9 protein-coding genes and 1 pseudogene are annotated in these 14,461 nt (G+C 73.8%); 2 read left to right on the top strand and 8 right to left on the bottom strand.

Features of this window, described 5'->3' with window-relative positions:
- Positions 1-25 precede the first annotated feature (25 nt).
- Positions 26-1,090, top strand: a complete 1,065-nt coding sequence (locus ACFWNV_RS16280) for a LacI family DNA-binding transcriptional regulator (RefSeq protein WP_383946652.1) — start codon at positions 26-28, stop codon at positions 1,088-1,090.
- Positions 1,091-1,278: 188 nt separating this feature from the next.
- Here ACFWNV_RS16280 and ACFWNV_RS16275 read toward each other — a convergent pair whose 3' ends face one another.
- Entirely contained in the window at positions 1,279-1,794 is a 516-nt protein-coding gene (locus tag ACFWNV_RS16275; protein ID WP_383946649.1) for a putative immunity protein, read from the bottom strand.
- 101 nt (positions 1,795-1,895) lie between these two features.
- Positions 1,896-3,305, bottom strand: a complete 1,410-nt coding sequence (locus ACFWNV_RS16270; RefSeq protein WP_383946646.1) for an ROK family protein — start codon at positions 3,303-3,305, stop codon at positions 1,896-1,898.
- Positions 3,306-3,552: 247 nt separating this feature from the next.
- Here ACFWNV_RS16270 and ACFWNV_RS16265 point away from each other — a divergent pair, with 247 nt between their 5' ends.
- Positions 3,553-4,470, top strand: a complete 918-nt coding sequence (locus tag ACFWNV_RS16265; protein ID WP_383946784.1) for an NADP-dependent oxidoreductase — start codon at positions 3,553-3,555, stop codon at positions 4,468-4,470.
- Between the two features lie 202 nt (positions 4,471-4,672).
- On the opposite strand, the gene ACFWNV_RS16260 is transcribed toward ACFWNV_RS16265, so the two are convergent.
- The 6 genes and pseudogenes from ACFWNV_RS16260 to ACFWNV_RS16235 all read right to left on the bottom strand — a co-directional run.
- Positions 4,673-5,746, bottom strand: coding sequence for a DUF1996 domain-containing protein (locus ACFWNV_RS16260; RefSeq protein WP_383946643.1), 1,074 nt, complete (start codon positions 5,744-5,746; stop codon positions 4,673-4,675).
- Between the two features lie 126 nt (positions 5,747-5,872).
- A complete protein-coding gene (locus tag ACFWNV_RS16255) occupies positions 5,873-8,062 on the bottom strand; it encodes a discoidin domain-containing protein (RefSeq protein WP_383946641.1) in 2,190 nt (729 codons plus the stop codon).
- A 404-nt stretch (positions 8,063-8,466) separates the two neighbouring features.
- On the bottom strand, positions 8,467-11,382 hold the full coding sequence (locus ACFWNV_RS16250; protein WP_383946638.1) for a poly(A) polymerase: 2,916 nt from the start codon (positions 11,380-11,382) through the stop codon (positions 8,467-8,469).
- Positions 11,382-13,334 carry an RNA ligase family protein gene (locus ACFWNV_RS16245; protein ID WP_383946635.1) on the bottom strand — a complete coding sequence of 651 codons (1,953 nt, stop codon included), beginning with the start codon at positions 13,332-13,334 and terminating at the stop codon, positions 11,382-11,384. Before ACFWNV_RS16245 ends, ACFWNV_RS16250 begins: the two co-directional genes overlap by 1 nt.
- An 81-nt stretch (positions 13,335-13,415) precedes the next feature.
- Positions 13,416-14,081, bottom strand: coding sequence for an NAD(P)-dependent oxidoreductase (locus ACFWNV_RS16240; RefSeq protein ID WP_383946632.1), 666 nt, complete (start codon positions 14,079-14,081; stop codon positions 13,416-13,418).
- A 181-nt stretch (positions 14,082-14,262) separates the two neighbouring features.
- Positions 14,263-14,461, bottom strand: a pseudogene (locus ACFWNV_RS16235) (hypothetical protein); the annotation flags it as partial.

Below are 14,461 nucleotides of genomic sequence, written 5' to 3'. Positions count from 1 at the left end.
GAGCGCGGGCGACTACAGTGCCGACATGGACGCAGCGAACACGGCCACCGGCACGGCCACCGGCACCGGAACGGCCACCGGCACCGGCCCGGCCCCGACCCTGGAGGACGTGGCACGGGCCGCCGGGGTGTCCCGGGCCACGGTGTCCCGCGTGGTGAACGGGGTCCGCAACGTGGACCCCGCCATCCAGCAGGCCGTCCAGCAGGCCGTCGCCGCGACCGGATACGTACCGAACCGCGCGGCCCGCTCGCTGGTGACCCGGCGCTCGGGCGCGGTGGCGCTGGTGGTCTCGGGCGCGGGAGCCGACACCGGCCGGGTGTTCCAGGACCCCTTCTTCGGGCGGGTGGTGAGCGGGGTCGTACGGGCCCTGCGCCCGCGCGGGGTGCATCCGGTGCTGCTGTTCGCCGACGGGGAGGCGGACCGCGCGCAGGTGGTCGCGTACCTCGCCCAGGGCGGTGCGGACGGGGCGCTGCTCGTCACCACCGACGGCCGGGACCCGCTGCCCGAGCTGCTCGCCCGCGCCGGTCTGCCCGCGGTGCTCTTCGCCCGGCCGGCGCCCGGGGTTCCGCTGGACTGGGTCGACCTGCGCCACCGCGAGGGCGGGGCGCTGGCCGCCCGGCACCTCCTCGCCCGGGGCTGCCGGCGGCTCGCCGCGATCGGCGGCCCGGCGGACGTCCCGGCGAGCCGGGACCGGGTGGCGGGCTTCAGGGAGGCCCTGGACGGAACGGCGGTACGGGTGGCCGAGGCGGACTTCACGCTGGACGGCGGCGAGCAGGCGATGCGCGCACTGCTGGCCGAACGCCCGGACCTGGACGGGGTGTTCGCGGCGAACGACCTGATGGCCCAGGGCGCCTGCCTGGTGCTGCGCGAACACGGCCGCCGGATCCCCGAGGACGTGGCGGTGGTCGGCTTCGACGACTCCGGCGCGGCGGTGGCGGCCAGACCCCGCCTGACGACGGTTCGCCAGCCGGTCGAGGAGATGGCGGCGGAAATGGTCCGCCTCCTCCTGGACCGGATCACCGGCACGGCCCCGGCGGACCCGGCGGCAGTGCTCTTCGACCCGGAACTGGTCGTCCGCGACTCGGCGTGAGCCTGCCGGTTCCTCCGTACGGTCGGCCGCAGGCTGCGTAGGCCCGTGGTGCTGGATTCGGAGGGGGACAAGGAGGGCAGCCGCCCGCTCATCGGCTTCGACGTCGGCCGCGACCGGGTGCTGGTGCGGCCCAACGGGTAGACGGCGTGCGGGAGATCAGGGCCGCCGCGCGGCCCGGAGCGGGATGCTCAGCAGTCGAAGGCCGACCAGCAGATGTCGTTCCGCAGCCGCTGGTCGTCCAGGACGAGGGCGCGGATCGGCTCCGGGAGCTGCTCGCGCTGCCACCGGCATTCCCGGCGGCCCGCCGCCTCGCCCTCGCCTTCCGGTGCTGCGGCGCGGGCGGCCTTGACCGCGTAGGCGGCGGCGCCGAGCTCGTGTGCGGCTACGTGGGCGACCGCGCCGGCCTGGCCCGCGGCGTACGCGGCGTGCCGGGCCGCCCCGCGCAAGTCCCTGGCCGCGCCCATCGCATGGCCGCCCGCCGCGCGCGAGGCGGTCATCGTGACCTCGCCGCGCACCCAGGCGCGAGCGTGCTCGATCGCCCGGCGCGGCCGCGGGTCCTCGGGCCGGGCCGACTCGAACAGGCCGAGGACGTGTTCCGCGCAGGACGCCGCCCACAGGGCGAGGAGGTGATGGTCCGGGTCGGTGAGGGTCCCGCCGCGGCGGATCGTCACGAAACGGGGGTCCCGGATCTTCGGGAGGATCATCGGGCTCTCAGCTCCGCTCAGTTGGCTTTCATTGTGTTCCCTGGCCGGGTGGACGCCGGAGTAGCGCCCCGGTACCGCCCGCCCCGGCCGGGCCCCGCCGCCTACCCCCCGGCCGGCGTCGGGCCGCCGCGGGTCTGGAGCGAGGTCTGCCAGCCCGGCGCCTCCGTCGCGGGCTCCGGCGGGGTGCGCCGGCCGCCCGCGGCGAAGAAGGCCGCCAGGGGGAGGGTCGCCGCGCCCACCGTGACCGCGTCCGGGCCCAGGGAGCCCATCTCGATGGTGACCCGCGCCGCCGGATGGCGCAGCGAGTAGCGCATCGCGTGTTCCCGTACCGCCGGGAGGATGTGCGGGCCCAGCATCAGGCCCGCCCAGCCGCCGATCAGGATCCGCTCCGGCTGGAAGAGGTTGATCACGTCCGACAGGCCCGCACCCAGGTACTCCGCGGTCTCGTCCAGGAGGTCGAGCGCGACCTTGTCCCCGCCGCCGGCCGCCGCCAGCAGCGCGGCCAGGGCGTCCTCCTCGCCCCCGGGGACGACGTCTCCGGCGACGGCGTCTCCGGCAGCCGAGCCCCCGGCGGCCGAGTCCCCGATGGAAGCGTCCCCGACGGAAGCGTCCCCGCCGACCGCCGCCGTCACCCCGCCGCCGCCCCGCTCCGCCCACCGCGCCAGGAGCGACTCCGCCCCCGTGTAGGCCTCCAGGCAGCCCAGTGCCCCGCAGCGGCAGCGCCGGCCGCGGACCTGCACCGTGAGGTGGCCCCACTCCAGTGGCGCGCCCCCGGTGGCGTCGTAGTCCGGGGAACCGTCGGTGATCAGGCTCGCTCCGACGCCGGAGCCGAAGAGCACGACCACGGCGTCCCGGGCCCCGCGCCCCGCGCCGAACCACATTTCCGCCTGGCCGAGCGTGCGCGCACCGTTGTCGATGATGTACGGGACCTCGGGCGGTACGGCTCCCGTCGCGCGCAGCAGTGCCTCCAGCGGGACGGCGTCCCAGCCGATGGTCTGCCCGTGGACGACGGTTCCGCCCGGTGCGTCGCGGTCGACGATGCCGGGTACTCCGACTCCGACCCCCAGGAGCCGGTCCGGCCCGATCCCGGCCCGCTCCAGGACGGTGGCGATCCCGCTGCGGATGTGGTCGACGATCGGGCCGACGTCGTAGCAGCCGCGCGGCTGCAACGGCAGCTCGGTGCGGGCCAGTTCCGTGAGCGTCAGGTCGAACAGCTCGACCCTGACCCGGGTTTCGCCGACGTCGATGCCGATCATGTGCGCGCTGCCGGGCGCGACGCGCAGCAGCGTACGCGGGCGGCCGCCGTCCGAGTCGACGATGCCGGCCTCCTCCAGCAGTCCGTCCGCGACGAGTTCGCCGACCACGTTGCTGACGGATCCCGAGCTCAGCCCGGTCGCGGGTCCCAGTTCCTGCCGGCTCAGGGGCCCTCCGAAGTACAACTGCTGCAGCACGGCGCTGCGGTTGCCCCTGCGTAGGTCCCGCACCGTACGTCCACTGCGCCCCGTCGTCATCTGACTCCTTCCGCCCCTGACATCGATCGCAACATACCGTGCGGAACCGCCGGGCGCGATCCTTCGCCGCCGCTTATTTCACGTCCTAAATTAATTCCCCGGGTCCACCGGCCCCCCTCCTGCGCGCCGCGCCGCACCCGCCCCTCCTCCCGGGACGGGCACGGTGCTTCGTGGTGGGATGGGGGGCGGGGGCAGGTGAACGGCTCACGGAGAGGCGAGAGGTATGTCCGAGGACGAAGAGGGCACCATGCGGGCGATGACGTACGACACGTACGGCGGAGTGGAGGTGCTCTCCGAGACCCGGATCCCGGTACCCAAGGTCGGGCCCGGCGAGGTCCTCGTCCGGGTCCGGTACGCCTCCGTCAACCCCGTCGACTGGAAGATCATGGCGGGCGGTCTCGACGGCCTGATGGACGTCGTGTACCCCGTCGTCCCCGGCTGGGACGTGGCCGGGACGGTCGAGTACGTGGGCATCGACACCCCGGAGTTCACCGCCGGCGACGAGGTGGTCGCCTACGCCCGCAAGGACTACGTGCACGGCGGGACCTTCGCCGAGTTCGTCACCGTTCCCGTACGGGCCCTCGCGCCCAAGCCCGCCTCCCTGACCTGGCAGCAGGCCGCCGGGCTGCCCCTGGCCGGCCTCACCGCCTACCAGCTGCTGACGCGTCTGGACACCGGCAAGGAGGACACCGTCCTGGTCCACGGGGCCGCGGGCGGCGTCGGCTCCCTGGGCGTGCAGATCGCCCGGGCGCTCGGCGCGCGCGTCATCGGCACCGCCTCCGCGCGCAACCACGACCGGCTGCGCGAGCTGGGCTGCGAACCCGTCGAGTACGGCGACGGCCTCGCCGAGCGGGTCCGCGCCCTCGCACCCGACGGGGTCACCGTCGTCGCCGACTTCGTCGGGGGAGTCCTCGACACCACCCTGGCGGTACTGGCCGAAGGCGGCCGGCACGCCTCCATCGCCGACCACACCGTGCTGGGCTCCGGCGGCCAGTGGATGTGGGTGCGCCCCGTCGGCACCGACCTCGCCGAGCTGGGCCGGCTGGCCGACGCCGGGCAGCTCACCGTCACCGTCGCCGAGACCTTCCCGCTCGCGGAGCTGGCGGCCGCGTTCGAGCTCAGCCGGGAGGGACACACCGCCGGGAAGATCGTCCTGGAGGTCTGAGCCCGGCGCCGCGGACGCGGCTGCGCCGTAGGCGTGCGAACGCACAACCGCGCGCCGCCCGGGTTGGTTCGGGGCGGCGCGCGGAACGTGCGGGAGCGTCGTGCCGGGGATCAGGCGCAGGCCCGAACCGGAACAGGCAGTAGCCGGTGCCCCGTTGGGTCGGGCCGGGGCGTGCGCACCGGCCCAACGGGTGAGCGGGCGCCTACGGGAGGCGGCCGTCGGGGCCCAGTACGGTACCGGCCTCCGGGTGGAACTGGTCGTAGCCGCGGTTGTTGCACTGCAGACCGCCCTTGATGCAGTGCTCCACCATGGCGTTCAGGGTGCGCTCGTCCCACGCGTTGAAGAAGTCGTAGTGGAAGGTGTGGCCGGACCCGCTGGACAGCCTCACTTGCGACATGTCACCGCTGACCGGGAAGGCCATCTTGAACTCGACCATCGGGACCGCGACCGGGTGGGAGGCGGGGCAGACGTTGTCGTTGTTGCCCGGCTTGGTGACCGGGTAGGCCATGTGCGCCTTGTGGTCCGGGACGTCGAGGTTCTTGCCGTCCCAGCAACTCGGGGACTGCATACGGATGTTGAGCTGGGATCCGGCCGGGCAGTTGGCCGGGAACTCGGTGTTCTTGAAGCTCTCGCCGCACTCCCAGCCCTCGACCCAGCCCTTGTGCGCGCGGAACTCCGCCGCGGTCTGGGTCGGGCTGCCGACGACGAAGCGCAGACCCTTGGGGAACGGGCGCACGCTCGTGTAGTCGGTGACCCCGGTCTTGTAGTAGATGGTCTGGGGGCCGGTGGGCAGGACCTTCTGGGTGCCGTTGAGGAGCGTCGGCATCCAGTAGCCGGACAGGTCGCCGACCGCGGTGCAGGCCGTGCTGCCGGCACTCAGGGAGGCGGTGGTGCTGTTGGCGTCCGTGGCGGTGTTGCCCATGAAGGTGTGGTCGTGCGAGGCGCCGGGCCGGCCCGCGTACACGATCGGGTCGTCGGGCGCGGTCTTGGTGACCGAACAGTTCGCCTGGAACTCGTGGAAGTAGCGGTCCGGCGGGTTGTTCCAGGACGGGGTCACGCCGGTGACCTGCGGAACGGCCGGGATGTAGCCGTCGCCGTCGGGGTCGTCGCCCCCGGCGACCGCCGCCACGGCGGAGTGGTCCATGTTCATGTGGACGGCGCCGGAGTCGGGGGAGGCCTGTGCGGTGAGCGTGGTGGCGCCGAGGCCGGCGGCCGCGGTCACGGCGATGGCCGCCGAGACCAGGAGCGCGGACAGGGTCCGCGGTCGGAGATGCATCGTTCGTTCAGCTCCTTGTGGAGGGAGGGGGAGGGGAGGGCGCGGGGTGGGAGAGCGCTCTCTCACGTGCCCCGGAAAACGCGGGGCGGCCGGTGGCCGCCCCGCGAACCGGGCGTCAGGGGGTGATCAGGGGAAGGAGACGACGGTGGAGGGGGTGGTCGAGGTGCCCGAGGTCGGGGCACCCGTGTTGTTGATGACGTGCTCGTACTGGCCGTTGCCGCCGAGCGAGACCACGAGGATGTCGTGGAACTTCACGCCGGGCTTCACCGGGACCTGGAAGCCGTGGTCCTGACGGATCGTCGGGTCCACGTTGTAGTAGCAGTAGCTGCCCAGGCCCCAGCCCTCGTGGGTGTTGACCGAGTCGGCGACCTTGTAGGCGGCGTACCCCTTGACCGAACCGTTTTGGATCGCGGCCTGGTTGGGGGCGTCGTACGCCTTCTCGTTCTGGAAGAAGATGGTGCGGCCGCGCTCGCCGTTCCACTCCACGTCGTACTTGTTGAAGTGCTCGACGAACAGGCCGGTGGCCAGGACGTCGTCGCCGTTGACGCGGAACCCGTAGTCGGAGCGGTTGGTCTCCCAGCCCACCCCGTCGCCGTGGTCGGCGCGCCAGATCCAGGTGTGGTCGACGATCGTGTCGTGGTTGTTGATCACCATGCCGACCGTGGCCTTGCCGGCGCCCGCGCCGCCGACGCGGATGAACACGTCCTGCACGGTGGTCGGGTTCGCCGCGTGGTCCGTGGTGGTGCCGGCCGGGCCGACCTCCAGCAGGCTCGGAGAGTTGACCTGGCCCGCGTCGACCAGGAAACCGGCGAGCTTGACCCCGTCGACGTCGCCGACCTTCATCGCCGTCACCCCGTTGTCCGGGATGATGGTGGCGAGGCCGAGGCCCAGGACGACCGTGTCCGCACGGTTGACCTGGATGGTCTGGTTGACGTGGTAGACGCCCGGGGTGAAGAGCAGGTGCAGGCCCTGGGCCAGCGCCTGGTTCATCGTGGCGGCGGTGGTGCCCGGCTTGACCACGTAGAACTGGCTCAGCGGGATCGAGGAGCCCTGCGGGGCTCCGTTGCCCCAGGAAGTGCCGCGGGCGTTGGTGCGCTTGGCCGGGACGAACACCTTGTACTCGGAGCCGTCCAGGTAGAGGAACGGCTTCTCCCGCGAGACCGGGGTGGTCTCCAGGGTGGTGTAGCGCGGCTCCGGGAAGCTCTGCGCGGGTGCGCCCTGGGTGCCGGAGAAGACCTGGTTCCAGACGCCGTTGGACCAGCCGCCGATGGAGCTGTCACGGGTGTACCACTGCTGCTGCGAGTAGTTGCCGACCTGGCCGTCGATCTTGGAGTCGGCGATGAAGCCGCCCGAGGACCAACCGTAGCCGGACGGGGCGAGGTTGAGGCCGCCCTTGACGTGCATCCGGCGGAACGGCGCGGCCTGGGAGACGGCCCAGCGGTCGGTGCCGTTGACCGGGTTGAGCGCGAGGTTCTCGGCCGAACGCCAGAAGTTCTGGGTGGCGTTGCCGCCGAACCAGCCCGCGTCCACGGTCACGTCGCCGTTGATGTTGGTGTCGTCCGGGCTCAGCCCGAGGCCGGAGATCGAGGTGTAGAAGCCGATCTGGGCGTTGAGGCCGTTGTAGGTGCCCGGCTTGAAGAGGAACTGGTAGCGCCCGGAGCCGAACTGCGCCGACTCCTGCTGCGCGAAGACCTCGTCCAGCTTGGCCTGGATGTTCGGCGTGGACGGGTCGAAGACGATCACGTTGGGGCCGAGGTCGCCGCCACCGGGGAGCTGCGGGCCGGTGCCGCCGGTGGTCCCGTAGACCTGGAACTCCCAGAGGGAGTAGCCGTATCCGGTGGTCCGCTGGGTGCCGTACACGCGGACGTAGCGGGCCGTGCCGGTGATGTCGTGGGTCTGCACGCCGCCCGTGCCGTTGGCCGTGGAGTAGGCCGTGGACCAGTTCGCGCCGTCCGTGGACAGCTCGACGCGGTACGCCTTCGCGGCGGCGGTCTCCCAGCGCAGGACGACCTGGCTCAGCTGGGCGGCCGCACCGAGGTCGACCTGTATCCATTGCGGGTCGGAGAACTGGCTCGACCAGCGCGTCCCGTTGTTGCCGTCGACGGCCGCGGAGGCGGGGGTGCCGGCGCCCTCGGAGGAGGAGGCGGTGGCGGGCTTGCCCTGGGAGAGGAGCGTGGGGGCGGCGGTTGCCGCGGTGCTCGGCAGGAGCGCGAGGAGGGCCGCGACCAGGACGCCGGCGAGGGAAGCCACGGTCAGCCGGGACGGACGCGAGACACGATGCGCCCGGTGCGGTGGGTGGGCGGAGAGGAGGGGCATGCGGGGCTACTCCTGACGTTGTGGATCCGGGGGGATCGAAGCGTGAGTGAACTGCCCGGCGCCGGGGCCGTCAAGGGTTTGAGCGTTCATGAACTGAAGATCCAATGACGTGTCAAACGCGCATCAGGCCTGTGAACTTGGAGTTTCTTCAATCCTTGTGAAAAGTATTGACGAAAAAACTTCACGGGACTCTACTGAGGCTCTGACCGCTCCGTCTCGCCGTGCCCGTCAGGGCGTGCCGTTCGGGTCGGGGAGGACCGGCCCGCGGTGCCCGCCACCACGGTCCGGTCTGATCCGTACGGCACGCCCTGGGCGAGGCGGAGCTCTGGTCGGGGCTGCTCGCGACGTTCGGAGGGTGGGGTCCGATGGCTGGCCCGCAGCCTTCGTGCGTTCGTTACTTGTCGTCAGGGAAGGTCGGGGACGGTCCCGCAGTCAGCCCACGTCACCTCGGTGCCGGGGAGCGTCGCCGACCAGGGTGCGGCCAGGGCCGCCAGGGTGCGTGCGTCCGGCGGCGTGTGGCCGAGGCCGATCGCGTAGCGGGCCAGGACCGGGGTCCGCTCGAAGGGCCGGGGCCAGGCGTGGGCGTCCGTGCACCCCGCCTCGGCCAGGGCGCCGAGCAGGGCGCGCAGCCGCCCTCGGGTGCGGCCCAGGTTGTCCTCGAAGTCGTGGGTCCGCGAACCCGTCACGGTGACCACGGCCCAGGCGGCGTTCCGTCGATGCGGGGGAGCGGCGACGGCGTCGGCGAGCCGCACGGTGGGGCTCTCCTCCAGTGCCTCCCATGCGGTGAACAGCTCGCGCGTGAGCAATTCGGCTACTCCGGCGGTGACTTGGGCGGTACAGCTACGGACCGGGGCGGAGGGAGTCAGCACGGTGACGGGGTCACCGGCGGCGCCCTGCAAGGCCGTTGCTGCCGTTGCCGCTGCCGTTGTGGTCGCGGTCGCGGTCTCCGGTGCGGGCGCGGCCTGCGGCCGGTCCAGGGTCACCGGGGTGCGCCAGTCCCACGCGGCCCAGGTGGCGAAGAAGGTGCGCAGCAGGGGCCCGGGGGAGAGGTCGGGGGCGGAGCGGACCGTGCGGGCGGCCAGCACCGACCAGGCGAGTCCCGGCAGTCCGCCGAAGGGCGCCGAGTCCAGACCCCGGGACCTGGCCCAGGCCTTGACCTCGCGCGCCAGCCGGGCGAACGCCGCGTGCTCCGGGCCCACGAACTCCCGTACCGCCTCGGCGTCGCTCACCGCACTCAGCGCCACCGCCGCGGCCTCGCCCAGCTCCGCCCGCCGGGCGACGGCCCGCTCCGGCGGCACCGACCCGGTGGCGACCACCACGAGGTCCACGTCCAGTCCGGCGACGCCGAACCGCAGTCCCGGTACCCGGGCGCCGGTCACCTCGCGCAGCCGCACCGCCTCGGGAACCGCCGCCGCGACCCGCGCCCGCACCCCCGCCAGGTCGACGGCCCCGGGCAGCGCCACGACCAGGTCCAGATCGGCCCCGGCCGGCGCACACCCCATCTGCCGCGACCCGACCACGTGCACCACCCCCTCGGGCAGCGCCGCGCCAACCCGCTCAACGAGGGCGGCGGCGAGATCCGACCCATCGCCTCCGGCGCCGCGGGGTGTCGTGGGATGGGGTGGTTCGGGGAGCCAGTGGGTTCTTCCGGTGCCGAGTTCCACTGTGGCGCGGATCTGCATCGGGCCGTCTCCGCGTCGGGACAGGACGGCGAGTGTGGTGACGCGGGCCGGCCGGGCGGCCCCGAGGCGGGCTGCGAACTCGCGTTCCGCGCGGTGGGGATCGGGGCTGCGGCCCAGGGTCAGGTGGGGGGTGAAGCCCTCGGCCCGGGTCGGGCAGCCGGGGAAACGGGTGGCCAGGGCGCGGCGGAGCTCCTGCCACGGGGCGTCACCGGCCGCGGCCGGGTCGAGCCACAGGGTCGGGCCGAAGGCGTGCACGCCCTCCAGTCGCGCCGTGAACGCGGGCGTTTCCGCGGCCGCTTCGGCCAGCAGGGGCAGGGCCGCGTCGAAGGAGGATTCCGGTACGAAGCCGAAGAGCAGGTTCACGTGCGCGGGCCAGCGTTCCGCCTGCGGGTCGTGTGCGCGGCGCAGCGCCTCCACGGCCTCGTCGGGCGGCGGCAGCCAGGCCACCGCCGTCCGTGCGGTGGGCTGGACGTCCAGGACCGCGTGCCCGGAGACCGCGGCCCCGTCGGCGGCCGGGGTGAGGTCCAGAGTGGCCTCGACCCCGTAGTGGTCCGAGATGAAGAGGTCTTCCGGGGAAGGGGAGTTGCCGCGTAGTGCGGCCTCCGTCACGCGGATTTCCGCCGACCGCAGCAGGATCCGGTCCAGACGGGCGGCCCGGCCCGTCAACGACCCTACGGCCGCCAGGGGATTGGCGACCGGATCGAAGGTCGGGGTGTCGTCCCGCGGGCCGTGCGCCTCGGTCCACGCGTCCCGGAGTCCCAGTGTCACGGCCGGTCCCGCGGCTCCCGATCGGCCGTCGTTGAAGTCTCCGAGGAGAATCACGTCGGCCGCCTCGATACCCGCCAACCCCTCGGAAAGGCGAGTGAGTTCGGCCGTGCGCCGGTCCTCGCCCCGCTCCGTGTGGTCGCTCGTCAGATGCGTGGCCGCGACCACCAGCGGGCCGCCCGCCGTCTCCACGGTCACGGCGACGACCGCCTTGTGCGGACCCAGTACGTGAACGCCGGCCTCCCGCACCGGCAGCCGGCTCAGCACCAGCAGCCCGCTCTCCGCCACGTCCCGGCCGCCCGGGTCCGCGGCCACCGTGTAGCCGGCCCGGACCCACGGCTCGGCGAGCAGCATGCGGAGCAGCTCCCGCTCCACCTCCTGGAGGGCGATCACATCGGCGTCGGCGGCCGCCAGGTCGGCCAGGAGCAGCGGCCTGCGCCGTGCCGTGGCAATGCGCGGAGCGTCGTACCGGTCCCAGAGCGTGTTCCATGTCAACAGGCGGACGACTGAAGGGCGTTGAGTTCCGGAGGTCGCCCCCTCGGGTGCGGCCCGCCACGCGCCGTCGCCGGACGCGTCCCAGGCGTACGGCGTCCGTGCGGTGAAGAACGGCGCCCGCAGCAGCCTCGGGTCGCGGACCCGACCGGCCACCGTGCTGTCGATGATGTCGACGCCCGTCGCCCGGTCCCACACCAGCTCGCCGTCGGCTTCCACGAACAGCACCCGGTGCCAGGGGATGTCGCCGCCGGGCACGAAGGACGGCATGGGCACCCGCTTCGGCGCGGCCCCGCGCTGCAGCAGCCCCAGCGTGAAGCGGGCGGGATCGAAGCGGGGGTCCCAGCGGACCTGGTGGTAGAGCTCCTCGCTGGTACGCATCAGCCCTCCCCACGGGTCGCAGTGCCGATGGCCGTGCCGGTTGCCGTACCGGTTGTCGTACCGGTTGCCTTACCGATCGTGCCCGCCGTGTCCTCGACGGTTCCACTCGCCCCGATGTACCAGGTGCGGTGCGCCTCACCGGGATACGGCGGGACGAACCGGCGCAGCTGGGAGACCAGCACCTGCTCCGGCACCGGGTGGGTGCGCGCGGAGTTGCGGCGCATCAGCTCCGCCTCCTCGACCAGCAGTACGGCGTGGGTGACGAGCGCGTCACGCCGCCGGGCGACCGCACCGGCCAGCCCGCGCTGCTGGGCCGTGAGCGAGGTCGCGTCCCACACCACCGTGCCCCCTCGCCGTGCGGCCGAGGCGAGTGCGGAGTCCAGCCGGTCGAGGCCCTCGCGGAGCACGTCCGCGTTGTCCCGCTGGTCCGCGCGGGAACCCCGGGCACCGCGCAGGTCGTCGAGGCTGATGTAGGCCTCCACCCCGGTCAGGTTCCGTGCGTACGTGCTCTTCCCGCTGCCCGAGGGCCCGCAGAGCTGCACCAGCCGGGGGAAGGAAGCGCCGTCCCGCCACCGCCAGGTCGCCGCGACCGCCTCCTCGGCGCCGGTCAGTCGGCCCCGGCCGTAGGCGAGGCGCGCCTCGGCCCAGCAGCGGTCGGCGGCGTCACCGCCCGTACCGCCGCCGCCGTTTCCGTCCCCACTGCCGGTCGCATCCCCACGGCCGTCCCCGGCCCCGACCCCGTCGCCTATGCCGGCTCCGGCGAGGGCCTCACGCAGTCCGGTCCGCAGCGGCTCCAGCGGTGCGGGCCCGAGCAGCCCCGCCTCCTCGGCGTGCAGCGCGGACCACTCCACGCACTCGCGGGCCCCGTCGCCCCGTTCGCCGCCACCGCCGGACCCGGGGAGCGCCCCGGCCAGCGCGTGCAGCACCCCCAGATCGGCCGCCTCCGCCATCCGTACGAGCCCCGCCCGCCGTTCCGCGTCCGGGTAGGGGAAGGGCCGGCGCAGCGCCGGGTAGAGCCCGACCAGGTCCGCGACCCGCCGTGCGGTGGCCATCCCGAGCGGGCCCGCCGCCAGCCGGGCCGCGAGCACGGCCCGCGGTACGCCGTGCAGGGCCGCGGCCAGGATCCCGGCCAGCCGCGCCTCGCCGGACCTGCGCACGCCCAGCCCGTCGATGCGGTCCGCCACTTCGGCGACCGCCCGCTCGACTCCCGCGGCCGCGACCGCCAGGGCCGCCGTGTCCGCGGTGTCAGACATGTCCGCCCCCACCGCGCGGAGCAGCCCCGCCGGGTCCGGATCCGCGCCCGACCGGGCGTCCCAGAGGGCGGCCGCCGGACCGAGCCCGTTCGGCACGACCTGGGCGTACATCCAGTGCGTGTCCGTCTGTACGTGCCCGCCCCGCACCCACTTGGCCACGCACCGCCCGAAGTCGGCCCGGTCGAAGCCGGCCGCGGTGCGGACGACGTACCCCTCCTGCCGCGCCGTATCGAGCCGGAGCCGGCGCAGTGCCCGCTCGTCGAAGACCCCGCGCCACAGGACGCGCGGTCCCGGGACCCCGAGACCGCGCAGGAAGAGCACCGTCCGGTCCCAGTCCAGGCAGTGGTCGCCGTCCCACACCGAGAACCCGTAGAACCACGCGTCGAGTTCCTCGTACGCGAGGGAGTGCCGGGCGTAGACGTTCTCCCCGCACACCCGCCAACCGGCCGGGATCCCGGGGCCGATACGGCTCTGCAGGCCCTTCACCCAGGCCCGCGACGGATGGTGGCCCGAGTCGAGCGACCGGGCGTGCAGTCCGTCGGCGTACAGGGTGGTGTTCTCACCGTCGAGCTTCTCGGTGACCACGACCTCGCGCCCGGCGAACCCGGCCAGCATGCCGGGCCCGGTGGTCCGCTCGTCGTCGGACGTCGCACCCGGGGACCAGGGCAGGTGCGGGGTCCGGGGGTAGTGCGTACGCATGATCCGCTCCCTGCGGGCCGAGGCTGGTGCCCGGTCACTCTAGGGAGGCGGAACCCGCCCGGACCAGCGAATATCGGCGGCTCAGTAACCGACCGTGAACCGCTTGCCCGGGTGCGCGTCGCGCTCGATCTCGTCCAGCAGGGCGACCGCGAAGTCCTCCGTGGAGATCAGGCTGTTGCCGCGGTCGTCCACGACCAGGTCGTCGAGCCCCAGCCGGTACGTGCCCGTGCGGGTGCCCGGCTCGATCGTGGCGGCGGGGCTGAGGTTGGTCCAGTGGACCTCCTCCACCGGAACGGTCCGCAGGAAGTCGAGGGCGTCCCCGTGTGCGTGCATGAGGGCCACGATCGGCGCCGGAATCCCGGCCTGGTCCCACACCATCGGTCCGCCGGGGGTGCGCAGGGAGCCCGCACCGCCGACGGTGAGCACGCGCGGCCGGGGGCCGTCCTCGCCGAGTGCCTGGACGCCGCCGATCAGGGCCTTCGCCGCGCCGACGAGCGTGCCGGGATCCCCGGAGCCCGGACCGTACGCGCTGACCACCACGTCCTGACCGGCCGCCGCCCGGCTCACGGACGCGGTGTCGAGTACGTCGCCGCGTACGACGGAGATGTCCGCGGAGCTGGCTTCGGACTCGGCGAAGTGCGCGGGATCGCGCACGACGGCCGTGACCTCGTGTCCGCGCCCGAGTGCTTCGTGCAGTACACGGGATCCGATCGTGCCGGTCGCGCCGAAGAGAGCGATCTTCGCCATGGCCACTCCTGGAGATGGAGGCTGGCGGGTCCCCGGTCGGGGTCCGCCGGGCCCATCCAAGCGAATCCGGCGTCCCGCACCCGGCAGCGCCACGCGGTCAGTGGCAGCACGGTCGGGTGCCGGCGAAGCCTGGGGCGTGGTCCGCAAAGTCCCGCCTGCCTCGCGGTCACGGACGGCGCCGTCAGTGGCACAGCGCCACGATGGCCGGGTCCACCGTCCCCCGGGCCGCCGCGCACAGCGGCGCCATGTCGTACGTACGGTTCGGCGCGGGCCGGGTGCGGCGGGCCTTCGCGGCGGGCGCCGCGGGCTTCTTCGGCGCGGCCCGCCGGGGCCGCTGGGGCCGGTGCCGCGGGGCGGCGGGCTCGACCCGGCTCCGCGCC

Origin of the sequence: Streptomyces sp. NPDC058401 (assembly GCF_042722885.1) — a bacterium.
Taxonomy (GTDB): domain Bacteria; phylum Actinomycetota; class Actinomycetes; order Streptomycetales; family Streptomycetaceae; genus Streptomyces.
Note: the sequence above shows the minus strand (reverse complement) of the source record. Positions and strands in the feature narration are given on the sequence as shown.

Coding starts and splice junctions, on each gene's coding strand:
- ACFWNV_RS16280 (WP_383946652.1), top strand. CDS start 26: ATGGACGCAGCGAACACGGCCACCGGCACGGCCACCGGCACCGGAACG.
- ACFWNV_RS16275 (WP_383946649.1), bottom strand. CDS start 1,794: ATGATCCTCCCGAAGATCCGGGACCCCCGTTTCGTGACGATCCGCCGC.
- ACFWNV_RS16270 (WP_383946646.1), bottom strand. CDS start 3,305: ATGACGACGGGGCGCAGTGGACGTACGGTGCGGGACCTACGCAGGGGC.
- ACFWNV_RS16265 (WP_383946784.1), top strand. CDS start 3,553: ATGCGGGCGATGACGTACGACACGTACGGCGGAGTGGAGGTGCTCTCC.
- ACFWNV_RS16260 (WP_383946643.1), bottom strand. CDS start 5,746: ATGCATCTCCGACCGCGGACCCTGTCCGCGCTCCTGGTCTCGGCGGCC.
- ACFWNV_RS16255 (WP_383946641.1), bottom strand. CDS start 8,062: ATGCCCCTCCTCTCCGCCCACCCACCGCACCGGGCGCATCGTGTCTCG.
- ACFWNV_RS16250 (WP_383946638.1), bottom strand. CDS start 11,382: ATGCGTACCAGCGAGGAGCTCTACCACCAGGTCCGCTGGGACCCCCGC.
- ACFWNV_RS16245 (WP_383946635.1), bottom strand. CDS start 13,334: ATGCGTACGCACTACCCCCGGACCCCGCACCTGCCCTGGTCCCCGGGT.
- ACFWNV_RS16240 (WP_383946632.1), bottom strand. CDS start 14,081: ATGGCGAAGATCGCTCTCTTCGGCGCGACCGGCACGATCGGATCCCGT.